Here is a 14,083-nt window from a genome sequence, read left to right as displayed (position 1 = left end):
CGGTATGTCACGAAAGACTCCCTCGTCCAAAATGATCCCCGCGTGTCGGGGCTGTTCCTAGGTTAGACAGTCAGTAACGTCGAGTAACAGTTTTCCATCAAGGACAAGGAAAAACGCGGAACCAATAGACAAAACCCCGTCACCTATCCGATGACGAGGCCTGTGGTACCCCCAACCGGATTTGAACCGGTGTTAACGCCGTGAGAGGGCGTCGTCCTAGGCCGCTAGACGATGGGGGCTTCGATTCAGACATGAACCGTACCCCCAACCGGATTTGAACCGGTGTTAACGCCGTGAGAGGGCGTCGTCCTAGGCCGCTAGACGATGGGGGCATGACCGAAGTTTAAACTTCAGATCGCTGGGGTACCAGGACTCGAACCTAGAATGGCTGAACCAGAATCAGCTGTGTTGCCAATTACACCATACCCCATTGGGTATCACCCGCTCCGCTCTCACGTCGCTGGCGACAGGAGATAACTCTAGCGGACACTCCCACGACTGCCAAATCGAATGACCGTGGCACCCATCACGCCTGGCGAGTGGCCGCCCGACACACCCGAGCGACCGCTCGAGGCACGCGCCCCACAACGAAGCCCGGCCTCGTCCCACAAGAGGGCGACGAGGCCGGGGCCGAGCGCGGTGATCAGGCCAAGGAAGCGCGCAGACCGCGCAGGCGAGCCAGCGAAGAATCGCGGCCCAGAATCTCCATGGACTCAAACAACGGGGGCGAAACCTGGCGACCGGTGACAGCCACACGCAGGGGGCCAAAGGCCAAACGAGGCTTCACGCCCATCCCTTCGACGATGCGCTCACGCAATGCCGCTTCAATCGCAGCGGTCGTGAACTCCCCCAGGCCCTCGACGGTCTCAATGGCGACATCCAGGACATCCGCGGCGTTCTCTTTCAGCTTGGAGACCGCCTTCTCGTCCACTTCCAGAGCATCATCATCAACGAAAAGGAAGCCAAGCATACCCGTGGCCTCACCCAGCAGCTGGATACGCGTCTGAACAAGCGGAGCAGCGTGCGTGAGGATCTCACGCTCACGCTCGGTCAATTCATCAAAGGAACCGGCACAGACGAGACCATCACGGTGCAGGAAGGGCACCAGACGACCCTTAAAATCCTCGCCGTCGAGCAGGCGAATGTGCTCAGCATTGATAGCGACAGCCTTCTTCTGGTCGAAACGCGCCGGGTTCGGATTCACGTCCGAAATATCGAAGGCACTCGCCATCTCCTCCATGGAGAAGATGTCACGGTCCGGAGCAATCGACCATCCCAGGAGGGCCAGGTAATTGTTGAGGCCCTCGGGAATCATGCCGGCGGCCTTGTGAAGCAGAAGATTCGACTCAGGGTCACGCTTGGAGAGCTTCTTGTTCCCCTCACCCATGACGTAGGGCAAGTGGCCGAAACGCGGCATGAACTTCGCGACGCCAATGGCCTCAAGCGCGCGGTACAGGACGATCTGGCGAGGCGTCGAGGACAGAAGATCCTCGCCGCGCAGCACATGGGTGACTTCCATGAGCGCGTCGTCGATCGGGTTGACCAGCGTGTAGAGCGGATGACCGTTAGCGCGCACAATGACGTAGTCCGGGACGGAGCCAGCCTTAAAAGTGATCTCACCACGGATCAGATCCGTGAACGTGATGTCCTCATCCGGCATGCGCAGGCGCAGGACCGGCTGGCGCCCCTCAGCGCGGTAGGCCGCGATCTGTTCCTCCGTCAGGTCGCGGTCGAAACCGTCGTAGCCAAGCTTGGGATCCTCGCCCTTGGCGCGGTGGCGCTCCTCGACCTCTTCGGGGGTCGAGAAGGACTCATACGCGTAGCCGGCCTCAAGCAGTCGGGCAGCCACATCACGGTAGATGTCCATACGTTCGCTCTGACGGTAGGGGCCGTGCGGGCCGCCCTTACCGATACCCTCGTCCCAGTCGAGGCCCAGCCACTGCAGGGACTCAATGATCTGGTCGAAAGACTCCTGGGAGTCGCGGGCCGCATCCGTGTCTTCGATGCGGAAGACGAAGGTTCCTCCCGTGTGGCGGGCGTAGGCCCAGTTGAACAGGCACGTGCGGACCATGCCGACGTGAGGGGTTCCAGTGGGCGAAGGGCAAAAGCGGACGCGAACGTCGGCACCAGTGGCAGTTGTTTCACTCATGATTCCCCCATCCTACTCCAGCGCTGGCTGTTGCATTTGCTTGATGGGCGGGCGCGCTGCGACGCGCGCCGGGCACGCGGATACGCTGGGTGCATGACAGGGATCGGCCTGGCCGTATCCGCCGCAACGTAATGGAGGACACCGTGTCCGTTCGACTCTTTTCCGACTCCCACCTCTACCGCACCGGCTCCCTGAAATGGACCGGTATCACGACCACGAAGGGCGAACCAACGATTGGCGCATGGGTGGCGGAGATGGACTTCGGGACGGCGCCGGAAGTGGCCGACGCGATGAAAGGAGCGATCGACGATGGCTTGCTCGGCTACCAGCCGACCTGGCTGGAGCCGCGCATCGCGGGGGCGACCGCGGAGTTCCAGAAGCGTCGCTTCGGCTGGGACGTGAACGCTTCGCACGTTCGTCTCGTGGCCTCGGTCCTGCCCGCGCTTGAGGCGACGATCGATCACCTGCTGCGCCCGGGCGCCCCGATCATCGTGCCGACCCCCGCTTACATGCCTTTCCTGACGATTCCGGGCAAGTTCGATCATCCCGTCATCGAGGTGCCCTCGCTGCGCGGCACGCGCGCAGGCGGGCGCGGCTGGGCGCTCGATCTGGAGGGGATTCGCGCGGGGCTCGAGGCCGGGGCCGGCCTGGTTATCCTGTGTAACCCGTGGAACCCGGTCGGCCGCGTCCTGCGTGAGGAGGAGCTGCGCGCCCTGCACGACGTGGTCTGCGACTACGACGCCCTCGTGTTCTCCGACGAAATCCACTCCTCCCTGGTCTTGGATGAGTCGATTCCTTTCGTCTCCTACGCGAGTCTCGGCCCCTCGTTTGCCGCCCACACGGTGACGGCGACCGCGGCGTCGAAGGGGTGGAACATCGCAGGGCTTCCCTCCGCGCAGGTGATCCTGCCCGACGAGGCTCTGCGCGAGCGCTGGGACGTGTTTGCCGCCGACGTGCGCCACGACGCCAACGTCATCGGCACGCTCGGCGCGATCGCCGCCTACGAGAGAGGCGACGCCTGGCAGCGCGAAGTGAAGGACCTGGTCCGCTCGAACGTGGACCTCGTCGAGCGCTCTCTAGCCGACACCCCAATCGACTTCGTGCGCCCCGAGGGCACCTACCTGACCTGGTGGGGCTTCGAGGGCGTCGACCTGGGACCCCTCTCCCCCGCTGCGGCCCTGCGCGAACGCGCACACATCGCCGCCAACGAGGGGCGCACACTGGGCACCGACTACGCCTCGTGGGCTCGCATCAACCTGGCGTGCGCCCCCGACGTGGCCTCGCGGATCGTGGAGCGGATACTCGCCCTGCTCTGATCTTCTCGTGTCTGCCCGCTTAGGCTTTCAGAGCCGCCTCGATGCCGACAACCACGGTCTGCCGGGCCGCGGACGCAGCCTCGACAACGGCGGTCGGATCGGTGGGCGCGTCGGCGAAGGACAGGTCAGAAACGACCGACATGCCGGCGACGCGCACGCCCAAGGCGTGCAGGGTGATCGCCTCCATGACGGTCGACATGCCCACGCAGTCCACACCAAGGCCCGCGAGAATGCGGCTCTCAGCCACGGTCTGGTACTCGGGACCGCGCAAGATCGCGTAAGTACCCTCACGTTGGCACACCCCACGCAGAACCCCCGTCATACACGCGTCCCACACGGTCGACACGTCCAGGAACAGCGGCCCATCGAAGGGCGAGGCGCCACTGAGATTCACGTGGTCGGTAATCGCCATGACATCACCCAGGTTCCAGGGCTTCAGACAGCCGTTCGCGTTGGTGAGGACCGCGCGGCTGATACCCGCGGCCACGGCGGCGCGGACCAGGGCCGTGACAGGTCGGGCACCCATCCCCTCGTAGAGATGGGTGCGGCCTGTGGCCACGAGGACTACTCCCCCGCTCGTCTCGTACGCGCGCAGCTCGCCGCCGTGCCCGTCCGCGACCGGCGCAACAACGCCGGGGATGTCTCCCAGGGGAACCATGCCCGCAGGAACGCCCCAGGCCTCGTCGAGGGCATCGGCCAGGCCGGACCCGAGCACGACGAGCGCGTCGGGGCGTCCCGCGAGGTCAGTGAGGACGCGACCGCCGACCACGGCCTCCTCGTCAAGGAGAGCGTCCGTGAAGCGCGGGTCGACGCTCATTGCTCACCTTCTTCCGCGCCCTGCGCGTACGTGCGCGAGGCCAACTTCTCCTGCGCGCGCACGCGGCCCGCGCTGGTTGCCCAGTAGCCGACGAAACCCACGACCATTGCTAGGAGGATGCCGATATTGGCGCCCGCCCAGTCACCCTCGCGACCACCCAGGGGGCCGAGGAGGTAGCCCTGCCAGGACAGCCAGGACGCGTTCGCGTTGACGACGAGACCCCAGCCCACCAGCGAGCCGACGATCAGGGAGGCGACCGCACCCCAGTTCACCGAGCCGTAGCGGCCCGACGGCGTGAAGAGGGAGGGCTCGTCGTAGTCCTTGCGACGCAGCGCGATGTCCGCGAGCATGACGCCACCCCACGCGGCGATCACAACACCCAGGGTCGTGAGGAACGCCGTGAAGGGGGTCAGGAAGGAGTCCGCGAAGAACACGACGACGATCGTTCCGACCGTCATGATCGTGCCGTCAATCGCGGTCGCGACCGGGCGCGAGACGGGCACGCCCGTGGCCAGAAGCGACAGGCCCGACGAGTAGATGTCCATGACGATGCCGCCGATCAGGCCCAGGATCGCGACCAGCGCGAAAGGAATCAGGAACCACGTCGGCAGCAGCGTGGTGAGCGCGCCGATCGGGTCCTTGCCGATTGCATCAGAGAGGGACTCGTTCGCCGAGCCGACCAGGAGAATGCCGAAGAAGACCAGGATGACCGTGGGCAGCGCCGCGCCGAGCGTCGTCCACCCGACCACGCCCCGCGTCGAGGCAGCGCGAGGCAGGTAGCGCGAGTAGTCCGCGGCCGCATTGATCCAGCCGAAACCAAAGCCCACGAGGAGCATGCAGCCCGCACCCAGCACCTTCGTCAGGGGCGCCGAGGGGCGCGAGGAGAGGACCGCGAAGTCGATCGTCGGGGCGACGAGCACCAGGTAGACGATCGTCAGGGCCGCCGTGGCCCACGTGATCCACGTCTGAACCTTCATGATCGCCTCGAAACCGAGGATGCCCGAGCCTGCCGCCAGGACGACGACGAGGATCAGGGCGATGATCTGTGCGACGACATGGTTCGTGAAGCCGAGCGCCCCCATGACGGTGGCCGTGGCCTGGACGGCCATGATCGCCAGGAAGGTCTCCCAGCCCACCGTCAGGATCCACGAGATCGCCGCCGACACGCGGTTGCCGTTGAAGCCGAAGGCCGCGCGCGACAGGACCAGCGTCGGCGCGGAGCCGCGCTTGCCGGCGATAGCGATGAGGCCGCACACGACGAAGGAGAGCGCGACGCCCACGACAGACACGACGATCGCCTGGGCCAGGGAGAGGCCGAAGCCGAGGACCCACGAGCCCCACGAGATACCCAGGACCGAGATGTTCGCCGCGAACCACGGCATGAACAGGTCGGAGGGTTTCCCCTTGCGATCGGATTCGGGGATGACGTCCAGGCCGGCCATTTCGACGGCCAGAGCGCCCGATGACTGGGGTTCGCTCACGGTGTGCTCCTATGCGACGGAGATATTGTCAAAGCGACGTAATCCTATCACAGAGGCCACACGATTAGGCTCGCACGACGGGATTCGTCAGGCGTCCAATGCCCTCAATCTCGATCTCCACGCGATCTCCAGCATCCACGCGGCCACAACCCGCGGGAGCACCCGTGGCGATCACGTCGCCGGGCAACAGCGTCATCTGGTGGGACACGTAGGAAACCAACTCAAAGGGGTCCCAGATCATGTGCGCAGTCGAGCTGTCCTGAGCCTTCTCCCCGTTCAGGTAGGAGCGGATCGCCAGGTTCGTGACGTCAAGGGCGGGGTCTACCGTGATCCACGGTCCCAGCGGGCAGGACGTGTCGAAAGACTTTCCGCGCGACCAGGGGCCACCCGTCATGGCGTCGCGGGCAGTCGCATCGTTGGCGATCGTGTAGCCGAGGATGACCTGCGGCGCGTCCGAGGCGCCCACGTCCTTGGCCAGCGACTTGATGACAATCGCGAGCTCACCTTCGAAGATCACATCGCTCGACCATGCGGGGATCGCAATCGGATCATCCGGGCCGATGACAGATGTATTGGCCTTCAGGAAGATCGGCGGATCGGGCCGCTCATCGGAACCAATCGGTGCATCCGAGTAATTGTTGCCGATGCCCACAACCTTGGAGCGCGGGATCACCGGGGAGAGCAGGCGCACCTCATCCAGCTCGTAGATCAGGCCGGAGGGCTCCACGGGCGAAAACAGCGGGTCACCTTTAAGTCCCACAATTCTCGTCGACCCCTCCTCGAGGGCACCGTACACCGGATTCGTACCATCGGAAAAACGTGCAATTCTCATGGCAGTAGCCTAACCCGTGCGGCACGGAAGGCGAGCGGGTGAAGCGCAGTCGGCTGCCAGGCCTGGGCCAAGAGGGAATAGACGAGGCCGGGCAACGGTAGCGGAATGCACAGGGTCCGGCACGCGCGTAGGCGTTCCGGACCCGGGTGCGCGTCGGGTGCGCGAGGCATACCCCACGCACCCGACGATCCACACTGTCAGCGCTTCTTCTCCTTGGGACGCTTCCAGACGCCACCTGGAACGTCGCCGGGTAGGAGCGGGTTGCCCCGACCGACGAAAACGGGGTCGTCGACGCCAGCCTTGCGCTGGGCCTGGTAATCCTTGAGCGCGCCAACGACCCAGCGCGACAGGAACACGAGGGCCACCAGGTTCGTGATCGTCATGACGGCCATCGCGATGTCGACGGCGTTCCACACGACATCGAGGCTCAGCAGGGCGCCGATCGTCGCCGAGGCCACGCACACGACGCGCACAGTCCAGGTCGCCCAACGCGCGTCGCCGAACACGAAGGACATGTTGGTGTCGGAGTAGACGTAGGCCGCGATGACCGATGAGTACGCCAGGACGAAGATCAGGATGGCCATGGGGACGATCGTCCACGCGCCCAGCTCGTTGGCGACGGCCAGGGTGGTCAAGTTCGAGGGATCAACGCCGTCGCCACCCCACACCTCGGGGCCTGCGAGCAGGATCACGAAGGCAGTCGCGGTGCACACGACGATGGTGTCGATGAAGACGCCGAGGGACTGGATGAGGCCCTGGCGCACAGGGTGGGACACGGTCGCGGTAGCCGCCGCGTTCGGAGCGGTACCCTGGCCGGCCTCGTTGGAGAAGAGGCCGCGCTTGGTGCCGTTGATCATCGCGGCGATGATGCCGCCGCCCAGGCCGCCGACCGTTGCCTGAGCAGAGAAAGCAGACGCAAAGATCTGGCCCAGCACGACGCCGAACTGCGTGATGTTCAAGAGGCAGATGATCGCGACCATGATGACGTAGATCGTCGCCATGATTGGGGCCATCCACTCTGTGACGCGGGCGACCGTACGAATGCCGCCGAAGATGACCATCGCCGAGAAGACGAAGATCAGGCCCGCGATCGTCAGCTGCGCCGCGGAGAAGCCGCCCGCGCCGGCCAGGGGCTGCTGAGCGGCCTCTCCGAATGCGCTCGTGAGCGTACCGGCGATCGCATTGGACTGCACGGAGGTGATGACGACACCGCAAGTAATGACGGTGATGACGGCGAAAATGTTGGCTAGCGTGCGGTTCTTCATACCGCGCTTCATGTAGTAAGCGGGGCCGCCTCGAAAAGAGCCGTCCGAGTGTTTGACCTTGAAAATCTGGGCGAGCGTCGCCTCGAAGAACGCAGTGGCCATGCCGACCAGGGCCACGACCCACATCCAGAAGATCGCGCCGGGACCACCCATGAGCAGCGCGGCCGCAACGCCGAACACATTGCCGATGCCCACGCGCGCGGCCAGCGAGATCGCGAAGGCCTGGAAGGAGGAAATACCGCCCTCAGCGCCCTTGCGCGAGTCCAAGACGGTGCGGATCATCTCCGGGAAGAGGCGCACCTGGACAGCCAGGGAACGTCCCGTGAGGAAGAGGCCCACGCCGATCAGGATGACGATCGTCAGGTGCATCGTGATCCAGTCGGCGATGTCCTTTTCGATCGCAGCTATCTGTTCCACAGGAACCTCCCGGGGTGTCTATCGACGAGGCCGTGGTTACGTCACGGGACCTCGCGCACTTCGCGGGCCGCGCCCGCGCATTGTATGGGACCTGTTCATCTTGCCACATGGCTGAGGTTACGGCGCGTAACGTCTCGATGTGTGCGCGCCGTCGCCTCGATGCTTTCACCCACCGTCGCATGTTCGTGTGTGCCGCCTCGGCCTCGTCGATGAGCTGCGGGAAGGCCGCGGCGGTGCGGGGACGCAGACGTGGGCGCACTCTGGGACAATTAAGGTATGAGCGCGACTTTGAACGAGATCCTGGACGACCTGGAGGATGAGGGGCGTCTGGGCGACGATGATGCCCTGTACGAGGCCTTCACGTCTTGGGCGCAGGGCACTGGGCGTCCGCTCTACCCTCACCAGGAGGAGGCCCTGGTGGAGATCCTGGCGGGCAACCACGTGATTGCGGCGACCCCCACGGGGTCGGGCAAGTCGATGATCGCGCTGGCCGCGCACTTCACGTCGATGGCCCACGGGGGGCGCTCCTACTACACGGCGCCGCTCAAGGCCCTGGTGTCGGAGAAGTTTTTTGATCTGGTGTCCCTGTTCGGCGCGGATAACGTCGGCATGGTGACCGGCGACGTGTCCTTGAACGCCGACGCGCCCATCATCTGCTGCACGTCCGAGATCCTGGCGAATCAGTCGCTGCGCGAGGGTCCCACGCTGGACGCGGACATGATCGTCATGGACGAGTTCCACTTCTACGGGGATCGCCAGCGCGGCTGGGCGTGGCAGGTGCCGCTCCTGGAGCTGAGGACCCCGCAGGTGGTGGCGATGAGCGCGACGCTGGGCGACACGACGCGTTTCGAGCGGGCATGGAAGGAGCGCACCGGGCGCGACGTGTCCCTCATCGACGACGCGGAGCGTCCCGTGCCCCTCGAGTTCGAGTACGTCGTGGACCGCCTGCACGACACGGTTGAGCGGCTGCTGGGCGAGGGCCGCTGGCCCGTCTACATCGTGCACTTCTCCCAGCGCGAGGCCGTGGCGACCGCGCAGTCGTTCGACCGCTCCTCGCTGTTGTCGCCGGAGCAGAAGAAGGCGATTGCCGCGCAGCTGGCGGGCGTGTCGTTTACGAAGGGCTTCGGGCAGACCCTGAAGTCGCTGCTCGCGCAGGGCATCGGCGTGCACCACGCGGGCATGCTGCCGCGCTACCGCCGCCTCGTCGAGCGCCTCACGCAGGCTGGCCTGCTGCCGATCGTGTGCGGCACGGACACGCTGGGCGTGGGCATCAACGTTCCGATCCGCACGGTGCTGATGACGTCACTCGTGAAGTACGACGGTCGGCGCATGCGTCACGTGAGCGCGCGCGAGTTCCACCAGATCGCGGGTCGCGCGGGCCGCGCCGGCTTCGACACGGTCGGTTTCGTGCGCGTCCTGGCACCCGAGCACGAGGTTGACGCCGCCCGTGAGCGCGCACGCCTGAGCGCCGCGCAGGAGGCCGCACGCGACGCGCGCGAGGCCAAGCGCGCCGCGAAGAAGTCGGCGAAGAAGCGCAAGGGCCCGAGCGAGGGCGAAATCTCGTGGACGCGTTCGACCTTTGAGCGACTCGTGGACGCGGCCCCCGAGCAGCTCACGAGCCGTTTCGAGATGACGCACGCGATGGTACTCAACGTGCTGGCCGGTGCGCCCGCGGCCGGGCGAGACCCGGGCGAGCACCTCGTGTGGCTGGCGCGCAACAACGACGATCCGCCAACGGATCGCAACCCGCACCTGCGCCGCCTGGGCGAGATCTACACGTCGATGAAGCAGGCGGGCGTCGTCGAGCACGTGTCTTCTGCGCAGGCTTCGGCCTCCGGGGAGCCTCGCCTGCGCGCGGCCACCGACCTGCCGGACGACTTCGCGCTCAACCAGCCGCTCTCCCCGTTCGCGCTGGCGGCGCTCGAGCTGCTGGACCCGGAGTCCCCGACCTTCGCCCTGGACGTCGTCTCTGTCATCGAGTCGGTCCTGGAGGATCCGCGCCCGCTCCTGTTCGCGCAGGAGAAGGCGGCGCGCGCCGAGGCCGTGGCCGCGATGAAGGCGCAGGGCATGGAGTACGACGAGCGCATGGCCGCCCTGGAAGAGGTCACGTGGCCGCGCCCGCTCGCCGATCTGCTGGGGGACGCGTTCGCGGTGTACCTGCACGCGAACCCGTGGATCGAGGATCAGGAGATTTCCCCGAAGTCGGTCGTGCGCGAGATGATCGAGAACGCGCTGACGTTCACGGGGATCGTGGGCCGCTACGACGTGGGCTGCTCCGAGGGCATCGTGCTGCGCTACCTGACGGACGCGTACCGAGCGCTGCGCCAGATCGTGCCCGACGAGCTGATGACGGACGAGCTGCGTTCGATCATTGCGTGGCTGTCGGCGCTGATCCGCGCGGTCGACTCCTCGCTGCTGGACGAGTGGGAGGCCATGTCCACGGGTCAGGCCCTCCCCGCGTCCGATGGCGAGGGCACGGAGGGCACGGAGCTGGCGTTTGGCGCACGGGAGGACGGGACCGTTCCCTTTAGCGCGAACCGTCACGCGTTCCGCACGGCGATCCGTGGCGCGTTGTTCGAGCGTGTGGAGGCGATGAGTCGCGACAACGTCGAGGCCTTGGCGCGCCTGGACGAGGCCTCGCGCACCCAGGTGGTCGCCCCGTGGGGCGAGGACCAGTGGGACGACGTGCTCGAGCGCTACTGGGCAGAGCACGAGTGGATCGGCATCGACCAGCGGGCGCGCGCCCTGTCACTGTGCTCCCTGAACNGTTTCTTCGCCGAACGCCCGGGCGGCCGGGTCATGCTCGTACTCGTGAATAGTAAAAGCAACGCCGGCCGCCGTGAGCGCCTCGATGGCGCGGGTGGGGCCACCGCCGTGGTCTTTGCTGTGTTTACGAGCCATGACCCCAGTCTAGGACGCATCAGAGGATCGAGGCCGTCGGGTCACTAACGACGGCCTTGCCGAAGGGGAAGCAGGTGATCGGGATCATCTTCAGGTTGGCGATGGCCAGCGGGATGCCGACGATCGTGACGGCCTGCGCGGCGGCGGTGGTCACGTGGCCGATGGCGAGCCAGAGGCCCGCAACCAGGAACCACACGATGTTCATGAGGCCAGAGCCCGCGCCCGCGCTCGGGTGGTCGATGACGCGCTTTCCGAAGGGCCACAGCACGTATCCGGCGATGCGGAAGCAGGCCACGCCCGCGGGAATCGTGACGATGAAAATGCAGGCGACGACACCCGCGAGGAGGTATCCCAGGAAGAGCGGGAGTCCCCCGAAGAAGAACCAGATGATGTTGAGCAGGGTACGCATGGCGTGTCCTTTCCTTGATCTGTGAACATTCTAGTCTGCCACGCAGATCGGCTCAGTTCCCCCTGAGCCACCCCTGATTGCCCCCTGAAAGCGCCTCCCCGCGTACCATGAAGGCATGAGTATTCCCGAGGCCATCGCCGCTGCCCGCGACCGCATCGACCGCGCCACGTCCTCGCGCGGCCGCACNACGAGTGGATCGGCATCGACCAGCGGGCGCGCGCCCTGTCACTGTGCTCCCTGAACGAGGCGCCGACCCGCGAGGACGTGCTGGAGCTGGCCCCCGCTGTGGTGTCCTCTGATTTCGAGCGCGCCCAGGTGGCGCGCATCGAGGCGATCGCGGAAGCGGTCGATCAGGCTGGCGCAGGCACCTTCTGGCTGGCCACGCAGACCCTGTTGGACCCCGAGGAGGACATGGACTGGCGCATCGTCGCCCTCGTGGACGTGCCCGCCTCTGACGAGGCGAACCGCGTCGCCCTGGCAACGATCACGGTCGGGGCGCGGTAAATCCGTCCGGTTTCAAGGGGGCACCGCTGGGGCGTCAGGGGCTGCCACGGCCTCGTTGATGTGGCAATTCGGATGACTCGGGTGTGAGCGGCGCAGAGAGTCGTGGTCCCCGCCGTCCGAGTTATTCTCGCCGCGCGGGCCTCTCACCGATTTCCTGCTGGAGGCGCAGCAGGTAGCCGTCGGGATCCTGGACTAGGAACTGGCGGACTCCAATGTCGATGTCGCCCGCCCGGTTTCTCTTCAGGTTCGGCGAAGATCGGCCACCCTGCCTCGGTGATGCGGTGCCATGCACCGTCCAGATTGTCGATCTGAACCTCGAGGTTGATCCCGCGGCCAAGCGGCAGCTCAAGGGGACCGGTTGCCCACGTCCTCCCGCGGTCGATCTGGTCGAGCATCAGGTGCGCGTTACCCAGGACGAGGTAGCCGAATCCCTCCTCAGGCCGCTCATAGCGGAGGGAAAAACCGACGAGGTCGCACCAAAAACGGCGCGATGCCTCGTAATCGGTGACGGAAAGTTCAGGAACAAGCCCGGGTTCGTTGCTCATGGCCTCACTCTAGCGGGTACGGACGGGACTATGGTCGACAGATGCACAGTCCGTCAGCGCCGGGACGCCTTGCGGATCAGCCAGTCCGCGCCCGCGAAGAGCGCCATGAAGAGCAGGGCGCCAATCAGGATCGCCACGATGTTGATGGCGACCTGCGCGTAGCCGATGCGCCAGACGTTCACGAAGCCGTAGGGGTACTGGTGCGTGAAGGCGCCTCGCACGAGCGTGTACGCCACCCACGCGACCGGGATCAGCAGGGCGCGCCCCAGCGTCGCCCACGTGATGCCGCCGCGCGGACCCGCGAGCGCTGCCGTGCCCACGAAGGCTGCGGGGACGACGATGTGCTGCAGCGGGTTGGTGACGAGCGCGAAGCCGGACAGTGTTTCGTAGGGGCCGATCAGGGTCGCGTAGACAATAGCGGTCACCGTGATCATCATGAGGGCACACAGGTGTGTGGCTCTCCCCCACGCTCCGACGCTGCCTCGGCGCGCGAGGAGGGTCGAGATGATCGCAACCATGATGTTGGACAGCTCGGTGAAGTAGGACAGGCAATTGATGAGGCGCTCGGGGGCGCCCGCCCAGCCGTGGGGGGCACCCGCGAACAGACCCTCCTCTATGTACGTCGCAGGAGCGTAGCCATCAAAGGCCGTAATGATGAGGGTGGCGGCGACGCTCGCCCAGGCGAGGGCGGCAGTCACCCAGTAGGCGGCGCGCCCGCGGCGGCTCAGTTCAGTCATGTCGGTTGTCATCGTTCTCCCCAAATGCCTCCGCCGCAGAGCCATAGCGCGCAGCGGAAATAAGCCCAGCAGCAATCTCGCGAGCCTCGCGCATAGCTGCTTCAGTCTCTTCGCTGTACCGCAGATCTGCAGACACGATCACAGTCTCCTCGTTCCACTCTCATCTCACTCACCCGGGTGCCATTGTACGTCGAGCGATCTTCGCGCTAATACGGACCGCGGCATCGGATCAGCACGAGTCGTGGACGCGAGGTAGCACTTCCCAGCAGGGTTCCCCAACAACGTCGCACGTAATTCATTATTCGGATCCGCGCTGAGAGCTCAAAAACCGCATGATTTCAACGACCCTCATTCAAAACCTGAAGGAGGGCTGAGGGAATTACGTGCGAAATTGTGGGGGTACGAGAGTATCAGCGGCTGGGGCGAAGACCAGGCAGGAGCGTAGGACGACGACGGAAACAGGACGAGGCCGGGTCAGACCTGCGCGAGGTCCGTGACCTCCGCGTCCGTGAGCTCCACGAGGTCGAGGGGGCTCAGCTCGACGCTGAGGCCTCGGCGCCCGCCCGAGACGATCATGGTCTCGTGGTCCAGGCACGCCGAATCAATGAACAGCCGGTGGGAAGTCGTCTGTCCGAGAGGGCTGATACCGCCCACGACGTAGCCGGTTCGGCGCTGGGCGACGGCCGGGTCGGCCATGGCGGCGCTCTTGG

12 protein-coding genes, 3 tRNA genes and 1 pseudogene are annotated in these 14,083 nt (G+C 65.7%); 3 read left to right on the top strand and 13 right to left on the bottom strand.

Annotated features, from left to right (window positions below):
• Window positions 1-163 precede the first annotated feature (163 nt).
• The 4 genes from BQ7477_RS05120 to gltX all read right to left on the bottom strand — a co-directional run bounded on the left by BQ7477_RS05120 (window position 164) and on the right by gltX (window position 2,149).
• Window positions 164-239: transfer RNA gene (locus BQ7477_RS05120), tRNA-Glu, on the bottom strand.
• 20 nt (window positions 240-259) lie between these two features.
• Window positions 260-332: transfer RNA gene (locus tag BQ7477_RS05115), tRNA-Glu, on the bottom strand.
• A gap of 26 nt (window positions 333-358) precedes the next feature.
• Window positions 359-430, bottom strand: a tRNA-Gln gene (locus BQ7477_RS05110).
• A gap of 213 nt (window positions 431-643) precedes the next feature.
• On the bottom strand, window positions 644-2,149 hold the full coding sequence (gltX, locus tag BQ7477_RS05105; RefSeq protein ID WP_073983056.1) for a glutamate--tRNA ligase: 1,506 nt from the start codon (window positions 2,147-2,149) through the stop codon (window positions 644-646).
• A 143-nt stretch (window positions 2,150-2,292) separates the two neighbouring features.
• Here gltX and BQ7477_RS05100 point away from each other — a divergent pair, with 143 nt between their 5' ends.
• Window positions 2,293-3,465: a MalY/PatB family protein gene (locus tag BQ7477_RS05100; RefSeq protein WP_073983524.1), complete on the top strand. Its 1,173-nt coding sequence runs from the start codon at window positions 2,293-2,295 to the stop codon at window positions 3,463-3,465.
• Window positions 3,466-3,484: 19 nt separating this feature from the next.
• Here the strand turns inward: BQ7477_RS05100 and BQ7477_RS05095 are convergent, their stop codons facing one another.
• The 4 genes from BQ7477_RS05095 to BQ7477_RS05080 all read right to left on the bottom strand — a co-directional run bounded on the left by BQ7477_RS05095 (window position 3,485) and on the right by BQ7477_RS05080 (window position 8,277).
• A complete protein-coding gene (locus BQ7477_RS05095; RefSeq protein WP_073983055.1) occupies window positions 3,485-4,282 on the bottom strand; it encodes a purine-nucleoside phosphorylase in 798 nt (265 codons plus the stop codon).
• Window positions 4,279-5,724, bottom strand: coding sequence for a purine-cytosine permease family protein (locus BQ7477_RS05090; RefSeq protein WP_084795737.1), 1,446 nt, complete (start codon window positions 5,722-5,724; stop codon window positions 4,279-4,281). Before BQ7477_RS05090 ends, BQ7477_RS05095 begins: the two co-directional genes overlap by 4 nt.
• Before the next feature lie 103 nt (window positions 5,725-5,827).
• On the bottom strand, window positions 5,828-6,595 hold the full coding sequence (locus BQ7477_RS05085; RefSeq protein WP_073983053.1) for a fumarylacetoacetate hydrolase family protein: 768 nt from the start codon (window positions 6,593-6,595) through the stop codon (window positions 5,828-5,830).
• 197 nt (window positions 6,596-6,792) lie between these two features.
• Entirely contained in the window at window positions 6,793-8,277 is a 1,485-nt protein-coding gene (locus BQ7477_RS05080; RefSeq protein WP_084795677.1) for an alanine/glycine:cation symporter family protein, read from the bottom strand.
• A gap of 276 nt (window positions 8,278-8,553) precedes the next feature.
• On the opposite strand from BQ7477_RS05080, the gene BQ7477_RS05075 reads away from it, so the two are divergent.
• Window positions 8,554-11,226 (top strand): DEAD/DEAH box helicase, encoded by a 2,673-nt coding sequence (locus BQ7477_RS05075; RefSeq protein WP_084795675.1) that lies wholly within the window; start codon window positions 8,554-8,556, stop codon window positions 11,224-11,226.
• Here the strand turns inward: BQ7477_RS05075 and BQ7477_RS05065 are convergent.
• Window positions 11,198-11,587: a YccF domain-containing protein gene (locus tag BQ7477_RS05065; protein ID WP_073983052.1), complete on the bottom strand. Its 390-nt coding sequence runs from the start codon at window positions 11,585-11,587 to the stop codon at window positions 11,198-11,200. The two genes, BQ7477_RS05075 and BQ7477_RS05065, sit on opposite strands and share 29 nt — an antisense overlap.
• A 264-nt stretch (window positions 11,588-11,851) precedes the next feature.
• Between BQ7477_RS05065 and BQ7477_RS05060 the strand changes: the two genes are divergently transcribed.
• Window positions 11,852-12,091 carry a DUF3516 domain-containing protein gene (locus tag BQ7477_RS05060; protein ID WP_073983051.1) on the top strand — a complete coding sequence of 80 codons (240 nt, stop codon included), beginning with the start codon at window positions 11,852-11,854 and terminating at the stop codon, window positions 12,089-12,091.
• A gap of 121 nt (window positions 12,092-12,212) precedes the next feature.
• Here the strand turns inward: BQ7477_RS05060 and BQ7477_RS05055 are convergent.
• The 4 genes and pseudogenes from BQ7477_RS05055 to BQ7477_RS05045 form a co-directional block, all read right to left on the bottom strand.
• Window positions 12,213-12,636: pseudogene (locus BQ7477_RS05055) on the bottom strand (bleomycin resistance protein).
• Window positions 12,637-12,689: 53 nt separating this feature from the next.
• The gene (locus tag BQ7477_RS05050; protein WP_073983050.1) at window positions 12,690-13,373 is read right to left on the bottom strand and encodes a Pr6Pr family membrane protein; all 684 of its coding nucleotides are present in this window, start codon (window positions 13,371-13,373) and stop codon (window positions 12,690-12,692) included.
• Window positions 13,366-13,509 carry a hypothetical protein gene (locus BQ7477_RS11855; protein WP_159430583.1) on the bottom strand — a complete coding sequence of 48 codons (144 nt, stop codon included), beginning with the start codon at window positions 13,507-13,509 and terminating at the stop codon, window positions 13,366-13,368. The genes BQ7477_RS05050 and BQ7477_RS11855 overlap by 8 nt, the downstream gene beginning before the upstream one ends.
• 338 nt (window positions 13,510-13,847) lie before the next feature.
• Window positions 13,848-14,083: YbaK/EbsC family protein (locus BQ7477_RS05045; RefSeq protein WP_277352390.1), on the bottom strand; the 236-nt coding region annotated here is incomplete at its 5' end.

The organism is Actinomyces bouchesdurhonensis, assembly GCF_900128465.1.
In the GTDB taxonomy this organism is placed as follows: Bacteria; Actinomycetota; Actinomycetes; order Actinomycetales; family Actinomycetaceae; genus Pauljensenia; species Pauljensenia bouchesdurhonensis.
The sequence above is the reverse complement of the archived record's forward strand: the minus strand, read 5'-3'. Positions and strand labels throughout refer to the sequence as shown.

Bases quoted from the DNA above. Each gene is read 5' to 3' on its own strand.
- gltX (WP_073983056.1), bottom strand. From the start codon at position 2,149: ATGAGTGAAACAACTGCCACTGGTGCCGACGTTCGCGTCCGCTTTTGC.
- BQ7477_RS05065 (WP_073983052.1), bottom strand. From the start codon at position 11,587: ATGCGTACCCTGCTCAACATCATCTGGTTCTTCTTCGGGGGACTCCCG.
- BQ7477_RS05095 (WP_073983055.1), bottom strand. From the start codon at position 4,282: ATGAGCGTCGACCCGCGCTTCACGGACGCTCTCCTTGACGAGGAGGCC.
- BQ7477_RS05050 (WP_073983050.1), bottom strand. From the start codon at position 13,373: ATGACTGAACTGAGCCGCCGCGGGCGCGCCGCCTACTGGGTGACTGCC.
- BQ7477_RS05085 (WP_073983053.1), bottom strand. From the start codon at position 6,595: ATGAGAATTGCACGTTTTTCCGATGGTACGAATCCGGTGTACGGTGCC.
- BQ7477_RS05090 (WP_084795737.1), bottom strand. From the start codon at position 5,724: ATGGCCGGCCTGGACGTCATCCCCGAATCCGATCGCAAGGGGAAACCC.